The 16,920-nt window shown below is 65.2% G+C and carries 17 protein-coding genes and 1 riboswitch; of the genes, 9 read left to right on the top strand and 8 right to left on the bottom strand.

The annotated features are described in order from the left end of the window. Positions 1–49 precede the first annotated feature (49 nt). Together DY201_RS13385 and DY201_RS13380 are read left to right on the top strand one after the other, a co-directional pair. Positions 50–967: a LysR substrate-binding domain-containing protein gene (locus DY201_RS13385; protein ID WP_115733776.1), complete on the top strand. Its 918-nt coding sequence runs from the start codon at positions 50–52 to the stop codon at positions 965–967. A 68-nt stretch (positions 968–1,035) separates the two neighbouring features. Continuing rightward, entirely contained in the window at positions 1,036–1,554 is a 519-nt protein-coding gene (locus DY201_RS13380) for an SRPBCC family protein (RefSeq protein WP_115731621.1), read from the top strand. Positions 1,555–1,797: 243 nt separating this feature from the next. On the opposite strand, the gene DY201_RS13375 is transcribed toward DY201_RS13380, so the two are convergent. Further along, the gene (locus tag DY201_RS13375; protein WP_115731620.1) at positions 1,798–2,508 is read right to left on the bottom strand and encodes a nitroreductase; all 711 of its coding nucleotides are present in this window, start codon (positions 2,506–2,508) and stop codon (positions 1,798–1,800) included. Positions 2,509–2,689: 181 nt separating this feature from the next. Here DY201_RS13375 and DY201_RS13370 point away from each other — a divergent pair, with 181 nt between their 5' ends. The 6 genes from DY201_RS13370 to DY201_RS13345 all read left to right on the top strand — a co-directional run bounded on the left by DY201_RS13370 (position 2,690) and on the right by DY201_RS13345 (position 11,104). Then, positions 2,690–3,286: a helix-turn-helix domain-containing protein gene (locus tag DY201_RS13370; RefSeq protein ID WP_172582931.1), complete on the top strand. Its 597-nt coding sequence runs from the start codon at positions 2,690–2,692 to the stop codon at positions 3,284–3,286. 180 nt (positions 3,287–3,466) lie between these two features. Next, positions 3,467–5,920 (top strand): GcvT family protein, encoded by a 2,454-nt coding sequence (locus DY201_RS13365; protein ID WP_115733774.1) that lies wholly within the window; start codon positions 3,467–3,469, stop codon positions 5,918–5,920. After that, a complete protein-coding gene (locus DY201_RS13360; RefSeq protein WP_115731619.1) occupies positions 5,920–6,606 on the top strand; it encodes an HAD-IA family hydrolase in 687 nt (228 codons plus the stop codon). The genes DY201_RS13365 and DY201_RS13360 overlap by 1 nt, the downstream gene beginning before the upstream one ends. Before the next feature lies 1 nt (position 6,607). After that, positions 6,608–7,789, top strand: coding sequence for a pyridoxal phosphate-dependent aminotransferase (locus DY201_RS13355; protein ID WP_115733773.1), 1,182 nt, complete (start codon positions 6,608–6,610; stop codon positions 7,787–7,789). After that, positions 7,786–10,230: a GcvT family protein gene (locus tag DY201_RS13350; RefSeq protein ID WP_115731618.1), complete on the top strand. Its 2,445-nt coding sequence runs from the start codon at positions 7,786–7,788 to the stop codon at positions 10,228–10,230. The genes DY201_RS13355 and DY201_RS13350 overlap by 4 nt, the downstream gene beginning before the upstream one ends. Positions 10,231–10,300: 70 nt before the next feature. Next, on the top strand, positions 10,301–11,104 hold the full coding sequence (locus DY201_RS13345) for a creatininase family protein (RefSeq protein WP_115731617.1): 804 nt from the start codon (positions 10,301–10,303) through the stop codon (positions 11,102–11,104). 191 nt (positions 11,105–11,295) lie between these two features. On the opposite strand, the gene DY201_RS13340 is transcribed toward DY201_RS13345, so the two are convergent. Together DY201_RS13340 and cobD are read right to left on the bottom strand one after the other, a co-directional pair. After that, a complete protein-coding gene (locus tag DY201_RS13340) occupies positions 11,296–11,799 on the bottom strand; it encodes a tyrosine phosphatase family protein (protein ID WP_115731616.1) in 504 nt (167 codons plus the stop codon). Further along, positions 11,796–12,854 (bottom strand): threonine-phosphate decarboxylase CobD, encoded by a 1,059-nt coding sequence (cobD, locus tag DY201_RS13335; RefSeq protein ID WP_172582930.1) that lies wholly within the window; start codon positions 12,852–12,854, stop codon positions 11,796–11,798. Before cobD ends, DY201_RS13340 begins: the two co-directional genes overlap by 4 nt. Between cobD and cbiB the strand changes: the two genes are divergently transcribed. Continuing rightward, positions 12,853–13,818 (top strand): adenosylcobinamide-phosphate synthase CbiB, encoded by a 966-nt coding sequence (gene cbiB / locus DY201_RS13330; RefSeq protein ID WP_115731614.1) that lies wholly within the window; start codon positions 12,853–12,855, stop codon positions 13,816–13,818. The genes cobD and cbiB overlap by 2 nt on opposite strands. Positions 13,819–13,828: 10 nt before the next feature. Here the strand turns inward: cbiB and cobO are convergent, their stop codons facing one another. From cobO to DY201_RS13305, 5 genes are all read right to left on the bottom strand, one after another. Then, positions 13,829–14,446 (bottom strand): cob(I)yrinic acid a,c-diamide adenosyltransferase, encoded by a 618-nt coding sequence (gene cobO, locus DY201_RS13325; RefSeq protein ID WP_115731613.1) that lies wholly within the window; start codon positions 14,444–14,446, stop codon positions 13,829–13,831. Then, a complete protein-coding gene (gene cobU / locus DY201_RS13320) occupies positions 14,446–14,955 on the bottom strand; it encodes a bifunctional adenosylcobinamide kinase/adenosylcobinamide-phosphate guanylyltransferase (protein ID WP_115733772.1) in 510 nt (169 codons plus the stop codon). Before cobU ends, cobO begins: the two co-directional genes overlap by 1 nt. Next, a complete protein-coding gene (locus DY201_RS13315) occupies positions 14,948–15,727 on the bottom strand; it encodes a CbtA family protein (protein WP_115731612.1) in 780 nt (259 codons plus the stop codon). The genes cobU and DY201_RS13315 overlap by 8 nt, the downstream gene beginning before the upstream one ends. Before the next feature lie 16 nt (positions 15,728–15,743). Continuing rightward, the gene (locus tag DY201_RS13310; RefSeq protein WP_115731611.1) at positions 15,744–15,920 is read right to left on the bottom strand and encodes a CbtB domain-containing protein; all 177 of its coding nucleotides are present in this window, start codon (positions 15,918–15,920) and stop codon (positions 15,744–15,746) included. Positions 15,921–15,955: 35 nt separating this feature from the next. Next, positions 15,956–16,152: riboswitch (cobalamin riboswitch) on the bottom strand. Between the two features lie 67 nt (positions 16,153–16,219). Next, complete coding sequence (locus tag DY201_RS13305) at positions 16,220–16,909, bottom strand: gamma-glutamylcyclotransferase (protein ID WP_115731610.1); 690 nt, start codon at positions 16,907–16,909, stop codon at positions 16,220–16,222. Positions 16,910–16,920: the final 11 nt, after the last annotated feature.

Raw genomic sequence — 16,920 nt, 5'->3', positions numbered from 1 at the left:
TCCGAAATTCCGATGGAAATTCGTAATTCGTAGCCGCAATATGCACAGCATGAATAATCTCGCCGGCATCGACCTCAACCTCCTCGTCGTGCTCGACGCGCTTCTGGCCGAGCGCCATGTCTCGCGTGCCGCCATCCGCCTGAACAAGAGCCAGCCGGCGGTCAGCCATGCGCTTGGCCGTCTCCGCCATCTGCTCGACGATCCGCTGCTGGTCCGGCATGGCGGCGCGCTTCAGCCGACCATGCGTGCGCTGGAGATTGCGCCGCGGCTCGCCGAGGCGCTGGAACGCATGCACGATCTGCTCGCCCCGAGCGGCTTCGATCCGGCCACGGCACGCCGCAGCTTCCGCCTCGCAATGTCCGACTATGGCGCCACCGTCGTTTTGCCGCGCCTGTTGCCGCTTTTGCGCCGGCGCGCGCCAGGCATCAATCTCCAGGTCAGCCAGGCCGGCCGCGAAGCCATGGCGGCACAGGTCATGGACGGCGAGGTCGACATCGCGATCGGCGTTTTCCATGCGCTCGACAAGGCCGTCCGGCGGCAGCGGCTGTTCGAGGAGGACTATGCCTGCCTGGCCGATGCCAGTTTGCTGGGCAAAGCGGCTGGAATGGACATTGCCGCCTATCTCCAACGGCCCCATGCGCTGGTTGCGCTGCGCGCCGACGTCGAAAGCGAGATCGACGTGGCATTGGCCGCCGCTGGACACAAACGGCGCATCGCACTGGTGCTGCCGCATTGGGGCGTCGCCCCCGGGCTGATCGCCGGAACCGATCTGGTGCTCACCATCGCGCGCCGCCTGCACCCGGCAGTGCCGGCAGCAAGCGGCCTCGCTGCCTTCGAGCCGCCATTTGCGATACCGTCCTTCGCGTTCCAGCAGATCTGGCACAGGCGCCGCGACGGCGACGCCGCGCATCAATGGCTGCGCGAGACGATTGCGGGCCTGTTCGAAAGCCGACAACGCCTGCCATAGCCGAAAAGGAGCCGATGCATTAAGATCGACGTCGCTTGAATGGCGGTTGCACACCGGTATCGGCACTCATGGCCAGCAACGCGTTCCGCTTCGATGAGGTCTGGGAAATCCCCGAGGCATCCCCGCAACAGGTGTGGGACGTGCTCGCCGACGCGACGCTGCTGCCACTGTGGTGGGGCGACGTCTACAAGGACGTGGAAAAACTGACCTCCCATGACAAGCCGTCGGTCGGTGCCAGGGTATGCGCGCGTGCCCGGGGTTTTCTGCCCTATGAGCTCAACTTCATTCTCGAAGCGGTGGAACTTGAGCCCGGCAAGGTCGTGGCGGTGAAAACGTCGGGCGATTTCGACGGGCACTGGCGTGCGGTGCTGACGCCCTCGGGCCATGGCACCCACGTCGCGCTCACCTGGCAAGTCATCGTCGAGCGGCCGATCCTACGCCTGCTGTCGCCACTGCTGCGCCCGGCCTTCGCCTGGAACCATCGCTGGACCACGCCGCGCGGCGAAGCCGGCCTGCGCCGTTATCTCGCCGAGGACAGGCCGGCCGGGCCTGATCGCGCCGTCCGGCAGATTGACAGTTCCGACTGAAATTGCGTCATGTCGCCCGTGGCATGTGCAGCCGGCCGCTCGCCCCTTCCGGGAAGGTGAATGCACCAGGATTGACGTGGTTTGACCTTTGCACGGGCGATCCGCCAGAATGCGAACACTGGCACTTTCCAAAGTTCGCCCGAGCCAAGGATCGGACCACGCATTCCTTTCTCGACGCCAAACTGACGCCAAGGCGCTGCGCAAGACCATGGCGGCGCTGCGCGCAGCGCCGGCATTTCCCGGCTATTTCAGGAACTGCACCCACTCGTCGAGCGGCGCGCGATCGGTGCGGAAGGTGCTTTCCGGCTTCGACGTGTCTTCGTGGCCCAGCGCCATGCCGCAGACCACGACCTCTTCCTCGGGGATGCCGAGCACCGGCCGGATCTGGCGGTGATAGGGCGCGAACGCTGCCTGCGGGCAGGTGTGCAGCCCCCGCGCCCGCGCCGCGATCATGATATTCTGCAGGAACATGCCGTAGTCGATCCACGAGCCTTGGTTGAGCCTGCGGTCGATGGTGAAGATCATGCCGACCGGCGCGTCGAAGAAGACGAAGTTGCGGTCGTGCTGGGCGCGCATGCGGTCAACGTCGCGGCGGCCGATGCCGAGCGTGCTGTAGAGCCCGAAGCCGTTGGCGCGGCGGCGGCCGAGATAGGGCTCGAAGAACTGGTCCGGGTAATATTTGTATTCGTCCCAGACGGCCTTTTCGGCACGCACGCCCGAATTCAGGATGGCGTCGCTGATGCCGCGCAACGTCTCGCCCGAAGTCACATAGACCTTCCACGGCTGCATGTTGGTGCCGGAAGGCGCACGTGCGGCAACGTCGAGTATGTCTCTGATGACGCTGTCCTCGACCGGCGTCGGCAGGAATGCGCGCACCGAGCGGCGCGACACGATGGCCTCGTCAACGATATCGGTTTCGTCGTAGTGCTGCGGTTGTTGGTCCGGTGCCAGCATCAGCGGTCCCTATGGCATGGCTATTGTCGGATCGCCCCTCACCGCCCGTCCGAAACCGAGCCTTTGCACTCTCTCCCGGAGTCTCGCAAGAGAAACTTGCTGGACTGTGAAAATAGGCTTGAATTTTTCACCGCAATGCCATCACATGAAATTCTGCTTTGAAATTTCACGAGGGCGCATTTTGAGTCCCAACGCTACCGCCTCGCTGCGCAAGGACGGCAACGTCGCAACCGATGTGCTCGCCCACGACCTGCGCGCGCTGCGCAAGTCGCGCGGGCTGACGCTGACGGAGATCGCGCTGAAGCTCGGCCGTTCCGTCGGCTGGGTCAGCCAGGTCGAGCGCGGGTTGTCGACGCCCTCGATCGGCGACCTCCGCGCCTTTGCCGAACTGTTTGGCGTGCCGATCAGCCTGTTCTTCGGCCATGAAGCCACCAATGACATCGAGCGCGGCGTCGTTGTCCGCTCCGGACGGCGGCGATCGCTGGGCAGCAGCGAATCGGGGCTGGTCGAAGAGCTCTTGTCGCCCGACCTCGGTGGCAGCTTCGAAATGCTGCGCTCGATTTTCGCGCCCGGCGCCGGCATGGCGAAGCCTGTGACGCGCCCCACCGAAGAGGCCGGCTACGTCGTCTCGGGCGGCTTCGACATCGAGATCGACGGCACCTGGCACAGCCTGGGCGAAGGCGACAGCTTCCGCTTCGACCACAAGCCATTCCGGTGGCGAAACCCCGGCTCGGTGCCGGCGGTGGTCATCTGGGTGGTCTCGCCGCCGGTCTACTGAGAGAAATCATGAGCTCGACCCCCACTCCGTCTCGGCTGCGCCTCGACACCTCTCCCCCGATCGACGGGGGAGAGGAATTGCGCGTGGACCGCCGCAGGCGGATCCTCCCCCATGAGCAAGGCGAGAGGTGGTTTGCGCAGCAAACCGGACTGGGCGCGCTTCAACAAGGAGCCGATTCCAATGGCTGAACTCCCCTCTTTTGCACGCGTGGTGATCATCGGCGGAGGCGCGGTCGGCGTCTCCTCGCTCTATCACCTCGCCAAGGCCGGCTGGACGGATTGCGTGCTGCTTGAGAAGAACGAGCTGACCTCCGGCTCGACCTGGCATGCCGCCGGCAACGTGCCGACCTTCTCCTCGTCCTGGTCGCTGATGAACATGCAGCGCTATTCGACCGAGCTTTATCGCGGGCTGGCGGCCGAGGTCGACTACCCGATGAACTACCACGTCACCGGCTCGATCCGCCTCGCCCACAGCAGGGAGCGCATGCAGGAGTTCCAGCGCGCCAAGGGCATGGGCCGCTACCAGGGCATGGACATCGACGTCATCGGCCTCGACGAGATCAGGCGCCGCTATCCCTTCATCGAGACGCATGAGCTCAAGGGCGCGCTCTACGATCCCAGTGACGGCGACATCGACCCGGCGCAGCTGACCCAGGCGCTGGCCAAGGGGGCGCGCGACATCGGCGCGAAGATCATCCGCTTCTGCCCTGTCCTTTCGGTTCGCCGCGACAAGGACGAATGGGTCGTTTCGACCGAAAAGGGCGAGATCCGCTGCGAGAAGGTGGTGAATGCGGCGGGCTATCGCGCCGCCGAAGTGGGAAAGATGTTCGGCCGCGACGTGCCGATGATGGTGATGAGCCACCAGTACATCCTGTTCGACGAAATCCCCGAGCTTGCTGCATGGTCGCGGGAAGCAGGCCAAAAGCTGCCGCTGCTGCGCGACGTCGACACCTCCTACTATCTCCGCCAGGAGAAGAACGGCATGAATCTCGGCCCCTATGAGCGCAACTGCCGCGCCCATTGGGCAACGCTCGACGACCAGATGCCGGCGGATTTCTCCTTCCAGCTCTACCCCGACGATCTCGAGCGGCTGGAATGGTATCTAGACGACGCCGTCCGCCGCGTGCCGATCCTCGGGACCGCCGGCCTATCCAAGGTCATCAACGGCCCGATCCCCTACGCCCCCGACGGCAACCCGCTGATCGGCCCGATGCCCGGCGTGCCCAACGCCTTCGAGGCCTGCGTCTTCACCTTCGGCATCGCCCAGGCCGGCGGCGCCGGCAAGGTGCTGGCCGAGTGGGTTACCAAGGGCGAGACCGAATGGGACATGTGGTCCTGCGACCCGCGCCGTTTCACGTCGTTTGCCTCAGCGCCCGACTACGCTGTCGCCAAGGGCATAGAGGTCTACGGCCACGAATACGCCATCCATTTCCCGCGCCACGCCTGGCCGGCGGCGCGCAACCGCAAGCTCTCGCCGGTCCATGACCGGATCGCCGCCCTCGGCGCGCAGTTCAACGCCTATAATGGCTGGGAGCGCGCCACCTGGTATGCCCAGCCCGGCGACGACACCTCGGAAGCATCGACCCGGACCTTCGCCCGTTCCGGCCCCTGGGAGAAACGCATCCGCGAGGAATGCCTCGCCGTCCGCGATGCCGCTGGCATTCTCGACCTGCCCGGCTTCTCCCGCTTCAACCTCGACGGCCCGGGTGCGGCCGCATGGCTTGAGACGCAGGTCACCGGCACGGTGCCCAAGGCCGGTCGCATCGGGCTGTGCTATTTCGCCGACGATCATGGCCGCGTCGTCACCGAGATGTCGGTTGTCCGCCATTCCGACGACCTGATGACGCTGATAACCGCCGCCGTCGCCCAGTGGCACGACTTCGAATGGCTGAAGTCGCACATGCCTGTCGACGCCACCTTCAAGCTCATCGACCGCACCGAGGAGTATGCGACGCAGATCCTCGCTGGCCCGAATTCGCGAAAAATCCTGGTCGAGGTCTGCGAGGCGGACCTGTCCAAACCCTGGCTGACGCATCAGGAGACGACCATCGCCGGGCGTTGGGCCAAACTGGTGCGTGTCTCCTTCGCCGGCGAGCTCGGCTGGGAAATCCACACCAGGGTTGCCGACACCGCCGCTGTCTTCGACGCCATCTGGGTCGCCGGCCAGAGGTACGGGCTAAAACCCTTCGGCATGTTCGCGCTCGACGCGCTACGGCTGGAAAAAGGTTACCGCGCCTGGAAGGGCGACCTTTCAACCGACTACACCATCCTGCAGGGCGGGCTAGAACGCTTCATCAAATGGGATAAGGCCGACTTCCGCGGCAAGACAGCGCTGCTCAATGAGAAGCAGCAGGGCACAAAGAAGCGTTTCGTCACGCTTGTCATCGATACGCCGGGCGAATGTGACGCGCCCTACATGTCGACGCTTTGGCACAATGGCGCAATTGTCGGTGAGACCACGTCAGGAGGATGGGGCCACAGGGTGGACAAATCGATCGCGCTAGGCATGCTGCGAACCGATCTGGCCGTGCCGGGCGTCACCATCGAAGTCGAGATTTTCGGGGAGCGCTTCAGCGCGACGGTCCAGCAGGATAGACCCTTATGGGATCCCGAAAACGAAAGGCTACGCTCCTAATGACACCTCCCTTTTCCGATCGAGGCTTTGGCGCCTTCATGTTCGACATGGACGGCACCATCCTGAGCTCGATCGCGTCGACTGAACGCGTCTGGACGGCCTGGGCGATCAAGCACGGCCTCGACGTGGAAAGCTTCCTTCCGACCATCCATGGCGTCCGGGCCTATGAGACCATCCGCAGGTTGAACCTGCCCGGCGTCGACGTGATGACGGAGGTCGAGGTACTGACGCAGGCCGAATTCGACGACATCGAGGGAATCGAACCCATCCTCGGCGCAGCACATTTCCTCAACGCCTTGCCGGTCGAACGCTGGGCGATCGTCACCTCGGCCCCGCGCCGGCTGGCGCTCCGCAGGCTCGAGGCCGCCGGCTTGCCCGTGCCACCAATCATGGTCACCGGCGAGGACGTCGCCAACGGCAAGCCGGCCCCCGACTGCTTCCTGCTCGGTGCTCAGCGGCTCGGCCACAAGGCAGAGGATTGCCTGGTGTTCGAGGATGCGCCGGCAGGCATTCGCGCGGCGGAAGCCGCTGGCGCGCAGGTGCTGGTCATCACCGCCACCCACAATCATGCCGGCGACACCCCGCATCCTTCGGTTCCTGGCTATGGCGCGCTGATGCCCCGGCTCGACGACACGAGCAGGCTGACGCTCGCCCGTCTGGTGGCCTTGCAGGATGCAGGAGCCTGAGATGCCGAAACCATCCGCCCGCATCTCCGGCATCGTCCCATCAGGCAAGGACGGCTGGGAAGTGCATTTCGCCGCCATGACACGCAAGCAGGCCGGCGAGGACATCATCATGCTGTCGGTCGGCGACCACGATTTCGATACGCCGTCGGAGACGGTCGAGGCCTGCGTCGACGCTGTGCGCGCCGGCTACCACCACTACACGCAACTGCCCGGCCTGCCGCGTCTGCGTGCCGCCATGGCCAGGATCTCCACGCGCTGCACTGGCGTCGACACCGCACTTTCCGAAATCATCGCCACGCCGGGGGGCCAGGCGGCGCTCTACGCCGCGGTCCAGGCAACGCATGATCCGGGCGACCACGCCGTGGTCGTGGCGCCCTATTACGCCACCTACCCCGGCACCTTCCGCGCCGCCGGCGCCGGCTACACCGTCGTCGAGGCCCACGCATCGGATGGCTTCCAGCCGCGTGCGGCGGAGATCGAGAAGGCGCTGAAGCCCAACACGCGCTCGATCCTCATCAACACGCCGAACAACCCGACCGGTGCCGTCTATTCCAGGAAATGCCTGGAGGGTATCGCCGAGCTTTGCATTCGTCGCGACCTCTGGCTGCTCTCCGACGAGGTCTACTGGACACTCGGCGGCGGCGAGCATGTGTCGCCGCGGGCCCTGCCCGGCATGGCCGAGCGCACCCTCATCATCAACTCGATGTCCAAGAGCCACGGCATGACCGGCTGGCGCATCGGCTGGCTCACTGCCCCCGCCGATCTCGTCTCGCTGGTCATCAATCTCAACCTCGTCACCACCTACGGCCTGACCGATTTCGTCAGCCGCGCGGCGATCGAGGCGCTGGAGAACGACTTCGGCGTCGCCAAGATCGCAGCTATCTACTCCGGCCGCCGCTCCCTGTTCGTCGATCAGATGCGCGGGCTGAACAACGTCACCGTGCGCGGTTCGGAAGGCGGCATGTATGTCATGCTCGACGTCAGCGCCATCGAGCCCGACTGCGAGAAATTCGCCTGGGACCTGCTCGAGGCGGAAAAGGTCGCCGTCATGCCGGGCAAGAGCTTCGGCGACGCCGCCGCCGGTCACATCCGCATCAGCCTGTGCCAGCCCGACGACGTGCTGAGGGAAGCCGCCGGCCGCCTGAGGCGTTTCGCCAACAGCTATGAGAGGTCTGCCGCATGACCGAAATCCCCGCCCGTGCCCGCGCCGTTATCATTGGCGGCGGGGTGTCCGGCTGCTCCGTCGCCTATCACCTGGCGAAGCTCGGCTGGACCGACATCGTGCTTCTGGAGCGCAAGCAGCTCACATCAGGCACGACATGGCACGCGGCGGGGTTGATCGGGCAGTTGCGCGCCTCGCAGAACATGACCCGGCTGGCGAAATATTCGGCCGACCTCTACGTCAGGCTCGAGGAAGAGACCGGTGTCGCCACCGGCATGCGCCAGGTCGGCTCGATCACCGTCGCGCTGACCGAGGAGCGCAAGCACGAGATCTACCGCCAGGCGTCGCTGGCGCGCGCCTTCAATGTCGACGTGCGCGAGATTTCGCCCAGAGAAGTCAAAGAGATGTACCCGCATCTCAATGTGTCCGACGTGGTCGGCGCCGTGCATCTGCCGCTCGACGGACAGTGCGATCCGGCCAACATCGCCATGGCGCTGGCCAAGGGCGCCAGGCAGCGCGGCGCCAGGATCGTCGAGAACGTCAAGGTGTCGAAGGTCCATACCAAGGACGGCCGCGTCTCCGGCGTATCATGGGCGCAAGGCGGCGAACAGGGAACCATCGAGACCGACATCGTCGTCAACTGCGCCGGCATGTGGGCGCGCGAACTGGGCGCCCAGAACGGCGTTACCATCCCGCTGCACGCCTGCGAGCATTTCTACCTCGTTACGGAGGCTATTCCCGGCCTCGGCCGCCTGCCGGTGCTGCGCGTGCCCGACGAGTGCGCTTACTACAAGGAAGACGCCGGCAAGATGATGCTCGGCGCCTTCGAGCCGGTCGCAAAACCCTGGGGCATGGACGGCATCCGCGAGGATTTCTGTTTCGACCAACTGCCCGAGGACATGGATCATTTCGCGCCGGTCCTGGAAATGGGCGTCAATCGCATGCCGATGCTGGAAACCGCTGGCATCCACACCTTCTTCAACGGCCCCGAGAGCTTCACCCCCGACGACCGCTATTATCTCGGCGAGGCGCCTGAAGTCGGTGGCTACTGGGTCGCCGCCGGCTACAACTCCATCGGCATCGTCTCCTCAGGCGGCGCCGGCATGGCTCTGGCGCAGTGGATCCATGATGGCGAGGCGCCGTTCGACCTCTGGGAGGTCGATATCCGCCGCGCCCAGCCGTTCCAGAAGAACCGCCGCTATCTCAAGGAGCGCGTCTCGGAGACGCTCGGCCTGCTCTATGCCGACCATTTCCCCTATCGCCAGATGGCGACATCGCGGAACATCAGGCGTTCGCCGCTGCACGAGCACCTGAAGGCGCGCGGCGCCGTGTTCGGCGAAGTCGCCGGCTGGGAGCGCGCCAACTGGTTTGCCCGCGAAGGTCAGGAACGCGAATACAGATACTCCTGGAAGCGGCAGAACTGGTTCGACAACCAGCGCGACGAGCATCTCGCCGTCCGCAACGGCGTCGGCCTGTTCGACATGACCTCTTTCGGCAAGATCCGCATCGAGGGTCGCGACGCCCTGGCCTACCTCCAACGCCTCTGCGCCAACGACATCGACGTCGAGCCAGGGAAAATCGTCTACACCCAGATGCTCAACCAGCGCGGCGGCATCGAAAGCGATCTGACTGTGACCCGTCTTTCGCCGACCGCCTTCCTGGCAGTCGTGCCCGGCGCCACGCTCCAGCGCGACCTCGCCTGGTTCCGCAAGCATATCAACGACGAGTTCGTCGTCATCACCGATGTGACGGCTTCCGAAAGCGTGCTCTGCCTGATGGGACCGCAGTCGCGCGAGCTGATCCAGAAGATCAGCCCCAACGATTTCTCCAATGGAAACAACCCGTTCGGCAGCTGTCAGGAGATCGAGATCGGAATGGGCCTCGCCCGTGCCCATCGCGTCACCTATGTCGGCGAACTCGGCTGGGAGCTCTATGTGTCGACCGACCAGGCGGCGCATGTATTCGAGGCAATCGAAGAAGCCGGAGCCGATATGGGGCTGAAACTCTGTGGCCTGCACACGCTCGATTCCTGCCGCATCGAGAAGGCTTTTCGGCATTTCGGCCACGACATCACCGACGAGGATCATGTGCTGGAGGCCGGGCTCGGCTTTGCGGTGAAATCGGGCAAGGGCGAATTCATCGGCCGCGATGCGGTGCTGCGCAAGCGCGACGCAGGTCTTGCCCGCCGGCTGGTCCAGTTCCGGTTGCAGAATCCGGAGCCGTTGCTGTTCCACAATGAGGCCATCGTCCGCGACGGCAAGATCGTCAGCACGATCACGTCGGGCAATTATGGCCACCATCTCGGCGGCGCCATCGGTCTCGGCTACGTGCCATGCGCCAACGAGACCGAGGCGGACGTGCTCGGCTCTCGCTATGAGATCGAGATCGCCGGCGAACGTTTTGCCGCCGAAGCCGCGCTGAAGCCGATGTACGATCCCAAGGCCGAACGCGTGCGCATGTAGCCGCCCCTTACAAATTCGCCCGTGCTGACATATTCAGTCGGAGGCGAATTTCATGCGGCGAGGCCGGGCAGTGACGAAAAAGCAGCGACGTGTCTGGTGGGGCGACTTCAAGGCGGCCGATTTCACCGGTCTCGATCCGGAAGCGACGATCGCCGTCATCCCCGTCGCGGCCGTCGAGCAGCATGGCCCGCATCTGCCGGTGTCCACCGATCTCGCCATCATGGAAGGTATGCTGGCCGAGACCTTTGCCTATCTGCCCGATGATCTCGACGCCCGATTCCTGCCGATCCAGGCAGTCGGCAAGTCCGACGAGCACATCCACGCACCCGGCACGCTCAGCCTGCCCGCCAACATGCTGGTCGACGCCTGGACCGAACTCGGCGCCTCGATCGCCCGCGCGGGCATCCGCAAGTTCGTGTTCGTCACCTCGCATGGCGGCAATGAGGAGGTGATGGGCATCGTCTCGCGCGAACTGCGGGTGCGCTTCGACGCCCTGTCGGTGCGCTCGAGCTGGGGCCGCTTCGGCACGCCCGACGGCCTCTATTCTGCCCGCGAAATCCAGCTCGGCATCCATGGCGGCGATGTCGAGACGTCGCTGATGCTGCACTTCCGCCCTGAACTGGTCGAGATGGCCAGGGCCGAGGACTTTGCCTCCAGCTTCGAGCGCAGCGAGGCCGAATTCGACCTGCTGCGCTCACATGGCCCACATGGCTTCTCGTGGATTGCGAGCGATCTCAACCCGCATGGCGTGGTCGGCAATGCGCTCGCCGCCACCGCCGAGAAAGGGCGGCTGACGGCTACGCATCAAGCCAAGGGGTTCGTGCGCCTGCTGCAGGACGTCCGCAAGGCGAAGTTGGCGGAGTGGCTGGCGTAGAGATGGTGCGTTCTTCGAGGCTCGCCCATCGAGGACAGCGGCTCAACGGGGGGTGAAGGGCCGCACGACCGGCCTCATCCTGAGATGCGAGCGCGCACAACCTGCACTGTTGCGTTTTGCACAGTTGCGTTCAACCACCAGCTGGCGAGCCTTGAAGCACGCACGACCGGCCAGGCCGAACCAGCGTCGATCTAAACCTCCAGCCCGAACGGCACGCCCTCGAAACAGTCGGCACCGCGGCCGATAGCGGCGATCGCCCTCACCATGCGCCCGTTGCGTCCCAGGATCTGGTCCGCCACCTCAATCAGCCGTGGATTGGGCGTCGCCGTTGGTGAAAGCCTGCGCAACAGCAGGGCAAGTTCCGTCTCGTCGCGCGACGGATCGAATGCCGCAGCGATAATGTAGGCCGACGCCGTCGACCGGCTCACACCAGCCCAGCAATTGATCGCCAATGGCCGCGAGCGGTCCCAGGCACGAGCGAAGTCGAGCAACTGCCGCACATGCGCTTCGCCGGGCAACGTCATGCCGTCCTGCTCGGCCGATATGTCGTGCATGTTCATCAAAAGGTGGTTCTCGGCACGGATCGACACTGGCCGCGTCATTTCCGTTCCGGCTGACAGCAGCGAGACAAGCCGATCCGCGCCGATGCGCGGGACTGTCTCTTCGACCTTCGAAAGCGGGCAGACAAAGATCACCGCACAGCCTCCTTCCTCGCCGTTTCCCGGTCCTGCGCCCAATCACCCAGGGCCACGTCAAGCCGTCGCCACTCGACCTCGTGGCCCGGCAAGCCGCAGCGCAACTGGGTCGGTCGATCGGCGAAACTGCGCACCAGGATACCCTCGCGCCCCAGCGCCTTGAACAGCCCTGCGGCGTCGGGAATGTCGACATGGCGGAACAGCGACGTGCCACCGGTGACGATCAAGCCGGCGCGGGCAAAGGCCTGGTCGAGACGATGCGCGGCATGCGCCAGCGTCGTCCGCATCTCACGCTGCCAGTCAGCATCCGACAGCGCCTTGATGCCGTATTCGAGCGACGGCACGGCCACCGACCAGGGCCCCAGCTCCTCCTCCAGTCGGCCAGCAATATCCGGGTGGGCCAGCGCGAAGCCGAGACGGATGCCGGCCAGCCCGTAGAACTTGCCGAAGGAGCGCAGCACCACCAGGCCACCCTGCTCGACATCGCCGGCAAGGCTCTGCGCCTGCGGGCCTACATCCATGAACGCCTCGTCGACGACCAGAAGCCCGCCGCGGGAGCGCAGGCCGGCGGCCAGTTCAAGCAGGTCCTTGCGCTGCACGACACGGCCGTCAGGATTGTTCGGATTGACCACGACGGCAAGGTCGGCGTCGAAAAGCTGCCCGAAATCGCGCGTCTCGGCCACCTGATGACCGGCGATCGCAGCGGCGCGGGCGTGTTCCTGATAGGTCGGCCCGAGCACGAAGGCATGGCCGGGCCGCACCAGCGAGGCGATACGCGGCAGCAGAATCTGCGTGCCCGGCGCCGGCACCACATGGGCGGCCGTGGGCGCGCCGTATGCAGTGGCGGCAACTGCTGCGAGGTCGCGCGCCCGGCCGGGCTCGGGCAGGCGTGACAAGGCTGTGGCAGGCAGCTCGAAAAGCGGATAGGAGTTTGGATTAATCCCGGTCGACAGGTCGACGAACGGCTCGGGCGCTCCCGGAAACAGCGCCCTCGCCCGTTCCAGGCTGCCGCCGTGGTCCACGGTCCCTGTCCTACGTCCTGCAAGAAGCGTCATGTCTTTTCCGCTCGCCTTCCTGTCGCTTCTGTTCGAACTCGGTCTCGGTTACCCGGATCGGCTGGTGCGTGCGATCGGCCACCCGGTGATCTGGATCGGCAAGCTGATATCCTTTCTCGACACCAGCCTCAACCGCGCCACCGATACCGACGCCAGGCGCCGTTTTCTGGGCGTGGTTGCGCTTGCCGTCATCGTCACAGTGCCCGCCACAATCGCCTTCGCCATGGAGCGCCTGTTCGGTTTGCTGCCCTTCGGCATGCTCCTGACCGCCATCGCCGCTTCCAGCCTCGTCGCCCAGCGCAGCCTCGGCAGCCATGTGAAGGCGGTCGCCGACGCGCTCGACAGCGGCGGCATCCTCGCCGGCCGCAAGGCGGTGTCGCAGATCGTCGGCCGCGACCCCGAACGCCTCGACGAAGCAGGCGTCAGCCGTGCCGCAATCGAGAGCCTGGCCGAAAACTTCTCCGACGGCATCACTGCACCTGCCTTCTGGCTTGCCATCACAGGTTTCGCCGGAGGTGCTGCCTACAAGGCGGCAAACACCGCCGATTCGATGATCGGTCACCGCACCAGTCGCCACGAAGCCTTCGGCTGGGCCGCCGCCCGTTTCGACGATCTGATCAACCTGCCGGCCTCGCGGCTGACCGCACTTGCCATCGTGCTCGCCGCCTTCCTCGTGCCCGGCGCCGACCCGAAGGCCGGCTGGGAGGCCGTCTGGCGCGACGCCAAAAAACACCGTTCACCCAATGCCGGCTGGCCCGAGGCCGCAATGGCCGGTGCGCTCGGCCTCGCTCTTGCCGGCCCTCGCGCCTATGGCGGCGTTTTGGTCGAGGACGCCTTCATGGGCGCGGGCGGCCGCCGTGACGCCAATGCCCGCGATATCCGAGCGGCACTCCGCCTCTACTGGACCGCCGACGCCATCCTGGTCGGCACCATCGGCCTGATCGGCTTCGCCATCTGGCTCTGACACAGCGACGCTAGAACTCGATTCCCTTCTGCGCCTTCACGCCGGCCGAGAAGTGATGCTTGGTCGCGCCCATCTCGGTGACGAGGTCGGCAGCCTCGACCAGCGCCGGCTTGGCGTTGCGGCCGGTGACCACGACATGCAGCCCCTCGCGACGGTTCTTCAGCGTCGCGACCACCGCTTCCAGATCGAGATAGTCATAGCGCAGCGCGATATTGAGCTCGTCGAGGACGACAAGCGCAATTGTCGGGTCGGCCAGCAGTTCCTGCGCCTTAGCCCAGGCTGCTTCGGCGGCCGCGATGTCGCGCTTGATGTCCTGCGTCTCCCAGGTAAAGCCCTCGCCCATCGTGTGCCAGACGGCGCGGTCGCCGAAGGCGGCGAATGCGTCCTGCTCGCCCGAATGCCAGGCGCCCTTGATGAACTGCACGACGCCAACCCGCTGGCCATAACCCAGCATGCGCAGCGCCAGACCGAATGCCGCGGTCGACTTGCCCTTGCCGGGACCTGTGTTGACGATCAGCAGCCCCTTCTCGACGATGGTCTTGCCGGCGACCTCGGCATCCTGAACCGCCTTGCGCTTGGCCATCTTGGCGCGGTGGCGTTCGGCTTCCTGATCGTCGATCGTCTTCATCATTTCACCTTCATCGGCAGGCCGGCGACAAGAAACAGGACCTCTTCGGCCACGGCCGCCACCTTTTGATTGAGCCTGCCGGCATCATCACGAAAACGGCGGGCCAGTGCATTGTCGGGCACGATGCCGAGCCCAACCTCGTTGGAGACCACGAACCACGGCCCGCGCGGACGCGACAGCACCTCGACGAGCGCCGCACGTTCGGCCTCGACGTCATGATCGGCCAGAAGGTGATTGGTAAGCCAGAGCGTCAGGCAGTCGACCAGAACAGGGGCGCCATCGGGCAGGCTGGCGAGCGCGCCGACCAGATCCAGCGGCGCGTCGAGCGTTCGCCAGCCCTCGCCGCGGCGGCCGCGATGGATCGAAATGCGCTCGCGCATCTCGTCGTCGTAGGCCTGCGCCGTGGCGATATACGTCCACGGCGCAGGAAACTGCATGATCAGCCGCTCGGCATGCGCGCTCTTGCCGGAGCGCGCGCCACCGAGCAGGAAAGTCAGCTTCTCAGGCAAGGCGGCCTTGCAGCGCTGGCGTCGCACCCATGAAGCGATTGCGCACCATACCGACTGCCGCGCCAAGCACGGTCCAGAACACCAGGTTGGTGATGGTGACGGCGACGACGAAGCTGTGGTGCAGGTCGGCGGGGATCGGCGAGTCGTGGCTTTCCGGCTGCGGCGCACCAACGATGTGCGGCGCAACGATCAGCGCCACGCCAAGGATGGCGAGCGGCAGCGACTGCCGGAAGGCAATCAGCGCAAGACCCACAGCCGTTGCAACCACCGTCGAGCTCCACCAGATTTGGCGCGACACCAGATCGGCCGCCGGCATGGCCGGCAGTTCCGGTGGCAGGCCAAGGCCCGGCGCAAGCGTGAATACCGCAAAGCCGGCGAACCCCCAGAATACGCCCTGGCGCCAGTTGGCGATGCCACCGGCGAATTCGGAAACGGCGACAAGGATCAAGGCGAAAGCGATGCCACTGACGATGTTAGCCAGCGCCGAATAGGCAAAACGCTCGGCGCCGTCGGCGGGAGCCCAGGCCTCTGCCTCTTCTTCAGCGGGAGCCGCCGCGGGTGCCGCGGCTTCGGTGCCGGCTGCCGGCGTTGTGGCCTCGGTGCCAGCCGCTGGCGCAGCAGCGGCATGCTCATGGCCGCCGCCGGCATTCTCATATGTCTCCGCCTTGAAGATTAGTGGATCGGTTGCATAGGTTTGAAGGGCAGCGAGGACCACGCCGGCCAACAGGCCGCTGATCGCCGCGATGAACACGACGTTTCTGAAGATCGACATTGTTGGATCGCCTTGGTCAGTGGCAGGGGAAAGCCATCGAGTGGCGATAGTCGTGGGCAGCATTGTGCACCACGTCCATATGCGAGAACCCGAGGAAGCCAACAACGAAAAGGCCGAGCAGCGCGGCAAGCGCCAGTTGCATGCTACGCGACTGCGAAGTGACGTCGGTGCCGAGAGCAGAAACAGTGTTCATCGTAAGTCCTTTCGCCCTCCACCCGAGGGCACAGAGATAAGTGCCTGTCGCCGGCAGGTCTCCTGGCTTGCGGATCGGCACCCTTCCCCGCCTTCCCGAAGCGAGCTTCAGTGGCATTTGGGGAGAGCTAACCGCATACAGTTGCGGGGGCAGCCACGGCTTCGGACCTTCAAATGGCCCTTACCGCATTCCCTCTTGATTCCGTAACGGAACCGACGACGCCGCAACTATAGAAACAAATGGCTTGGGCGGCAAACCAAATTCCGACGCCGCCGCGCTCGAAAGCGGCGTTCCGGCGATCATCCGCGGGCCACGATTCGCTCGGCCACAAGGTGCTGGAGCCGCCACAGATGGCGGTCGTGGATCGCCCGCTGCTCGAGGTTGCTGACCACATTATAGAGGTAGTCCGCAGCCGAACCCCAATGGCCGCATGTCGTCGCCAGTCGCTCCGCCACCGCGTCCTCACCCAGCGCGCCGGCATAGGCGTGGCCTTTGCGGTTGATGACGAAGGCGAGCGCGGTCAACGGACCTTCATCGGTGGCGAGATTCAGCCAGCGCGGCTTGTAGGTGGAGGGTTTCAGCGTCATCTCGCGGCGAAACAGCTTGTCGAGCTGCTCGCGGCGGTCGCCGTCCGTCAGTCTGAGCGCCACGCCCTTGCACTGGCCGCCGCGATCCATGCCCATCATCAGTCCGGGCTCAGCCTTTGTGGCGCGCCAGCGGGTCATGTTGATGCAGAAAGAACGGTGCCAGCCGCGCGCCAGCGCCACCCTTTCGTCGGTATGCTCCACCTCGGGTTTCCAGATCAGCGATCCATAGGCAAACAGCCACAACGGTCCATTGCCGGGGCGCGCGGCAAGCGTTTCGTCGATCATCGCCTCATAGTCGGCGTCGTCGAGATGCATGGCATCGGGGTCAGGGCCCGTATCGGCAACCTCGCGATGGCAACGCGCCACCAGTTCTTCGGTCAGCGACATCTTTCGTCCGCTCATGCCCGCCCCAT

The organism is Aminobacter aminovorans (assembly GCF_900445235.1).
Lineage (GTDB): Bacteria > Pseudomonadota > Alphaproteobacteria > Rhizobiales > Rhizobiaceae > Aminobacter > Aminobacter aminovorans.
The sequence above is the reverse complement of the archived record's forward strand: the minus strand, read 5'-3'. Positions and strand labels throughout refer to the sequence as shown.

Bases quoted from the DNA above. Each gene is read 5' to 3' on its own strand.
- DY201_RS13315 (WP_115731612.1), bottom strand. From the start codon at position 15,727: ATGTCGATCTTCAGAAACGTCGTGTTCATCGCGGCGATCAGCGGCCTG.
- DY201_RS13375 (WP_115731620.1), bottom strand. From the start codon at position 2,508: ATGCTGGCACCGGACCAACAACCGCAGCACTACGACGAAACCGATATC.
- cobO (WP_115731613.1), bottom strand. From the start codon at position 14,446: ATGAAGACGATCGACGATCAGGAAGCCGAACGCCACCGCGCCAAGATG.
- cobD (WP_172582930.1), bottom strand. From the start codon at position 12,854: ATGACGCTTCTTGCAGGACGTAGGACAGGGACCGTGGACCACGGCGGC.
- DY201_RS13380 (WP_115731621.1), top strand. From the start codon at position 1,036: ATGGCCAGCAACGCGTTCCGCTTCGATGAGGTCTGGGAAATCCCCGAG.
- DY201_RS13385 (WP_115733776.1), top strand. From the start codon at position 50: ATGAATAATCTCGCCGGCATCGACCTCAACCTCCTCGTCGTGCTCGAC.
- DY201_RS13360 (WP_115731619.1), top strand. From the start codon at position 5,920: ATGACACCTCCCTTTTCCGATCGAGGCTTTGGCGCCTTCATGTTCGAC.
- DY201_RS13350 (WP_115731618.1), top strand. From the start codon at position 7,786: ATGACCGAAATCCCCGCCCGTGCCCGCGCCGTTATCATTGGCGGCGGG.
- DY201_RS13355 (WP_115733773.1), top strand. From the start codon at position 6,608: ATGCCGAAACCATCCGCCCGCATCTCCGGCATCGTCCCATCAGGCAAG.
- DY201_RS13365 (WP_115733774.1), top strand. From the start codon at position 3,467: ATGGCTGAACTCCCCTCTTTTGCACGCGTGGTGATCATCGGCGGAGGC.
- DY201_RS13310 (WP_115731611.1), bottom strand. From the start codon at position 15,920: ATGAACACTGTTTCTGCTCTCGGCACCGACGTCACTTCGCAGTCGCGT.
- cbiB (WP_115731614.1), top strand. From the start codon at position 12,853: ATGTCTTTTCCGCTCGCCTTCCTGTCGCTTCTGTTCGAACTCGGTCTC.
- DY201_RS13305 (WP_115731610.1), bottom strand. From the start codon at position 16,909: ATGAGCGGACGAAAGATGTCGCTGACCGAAGAACTGGTGGCGCGTTGC.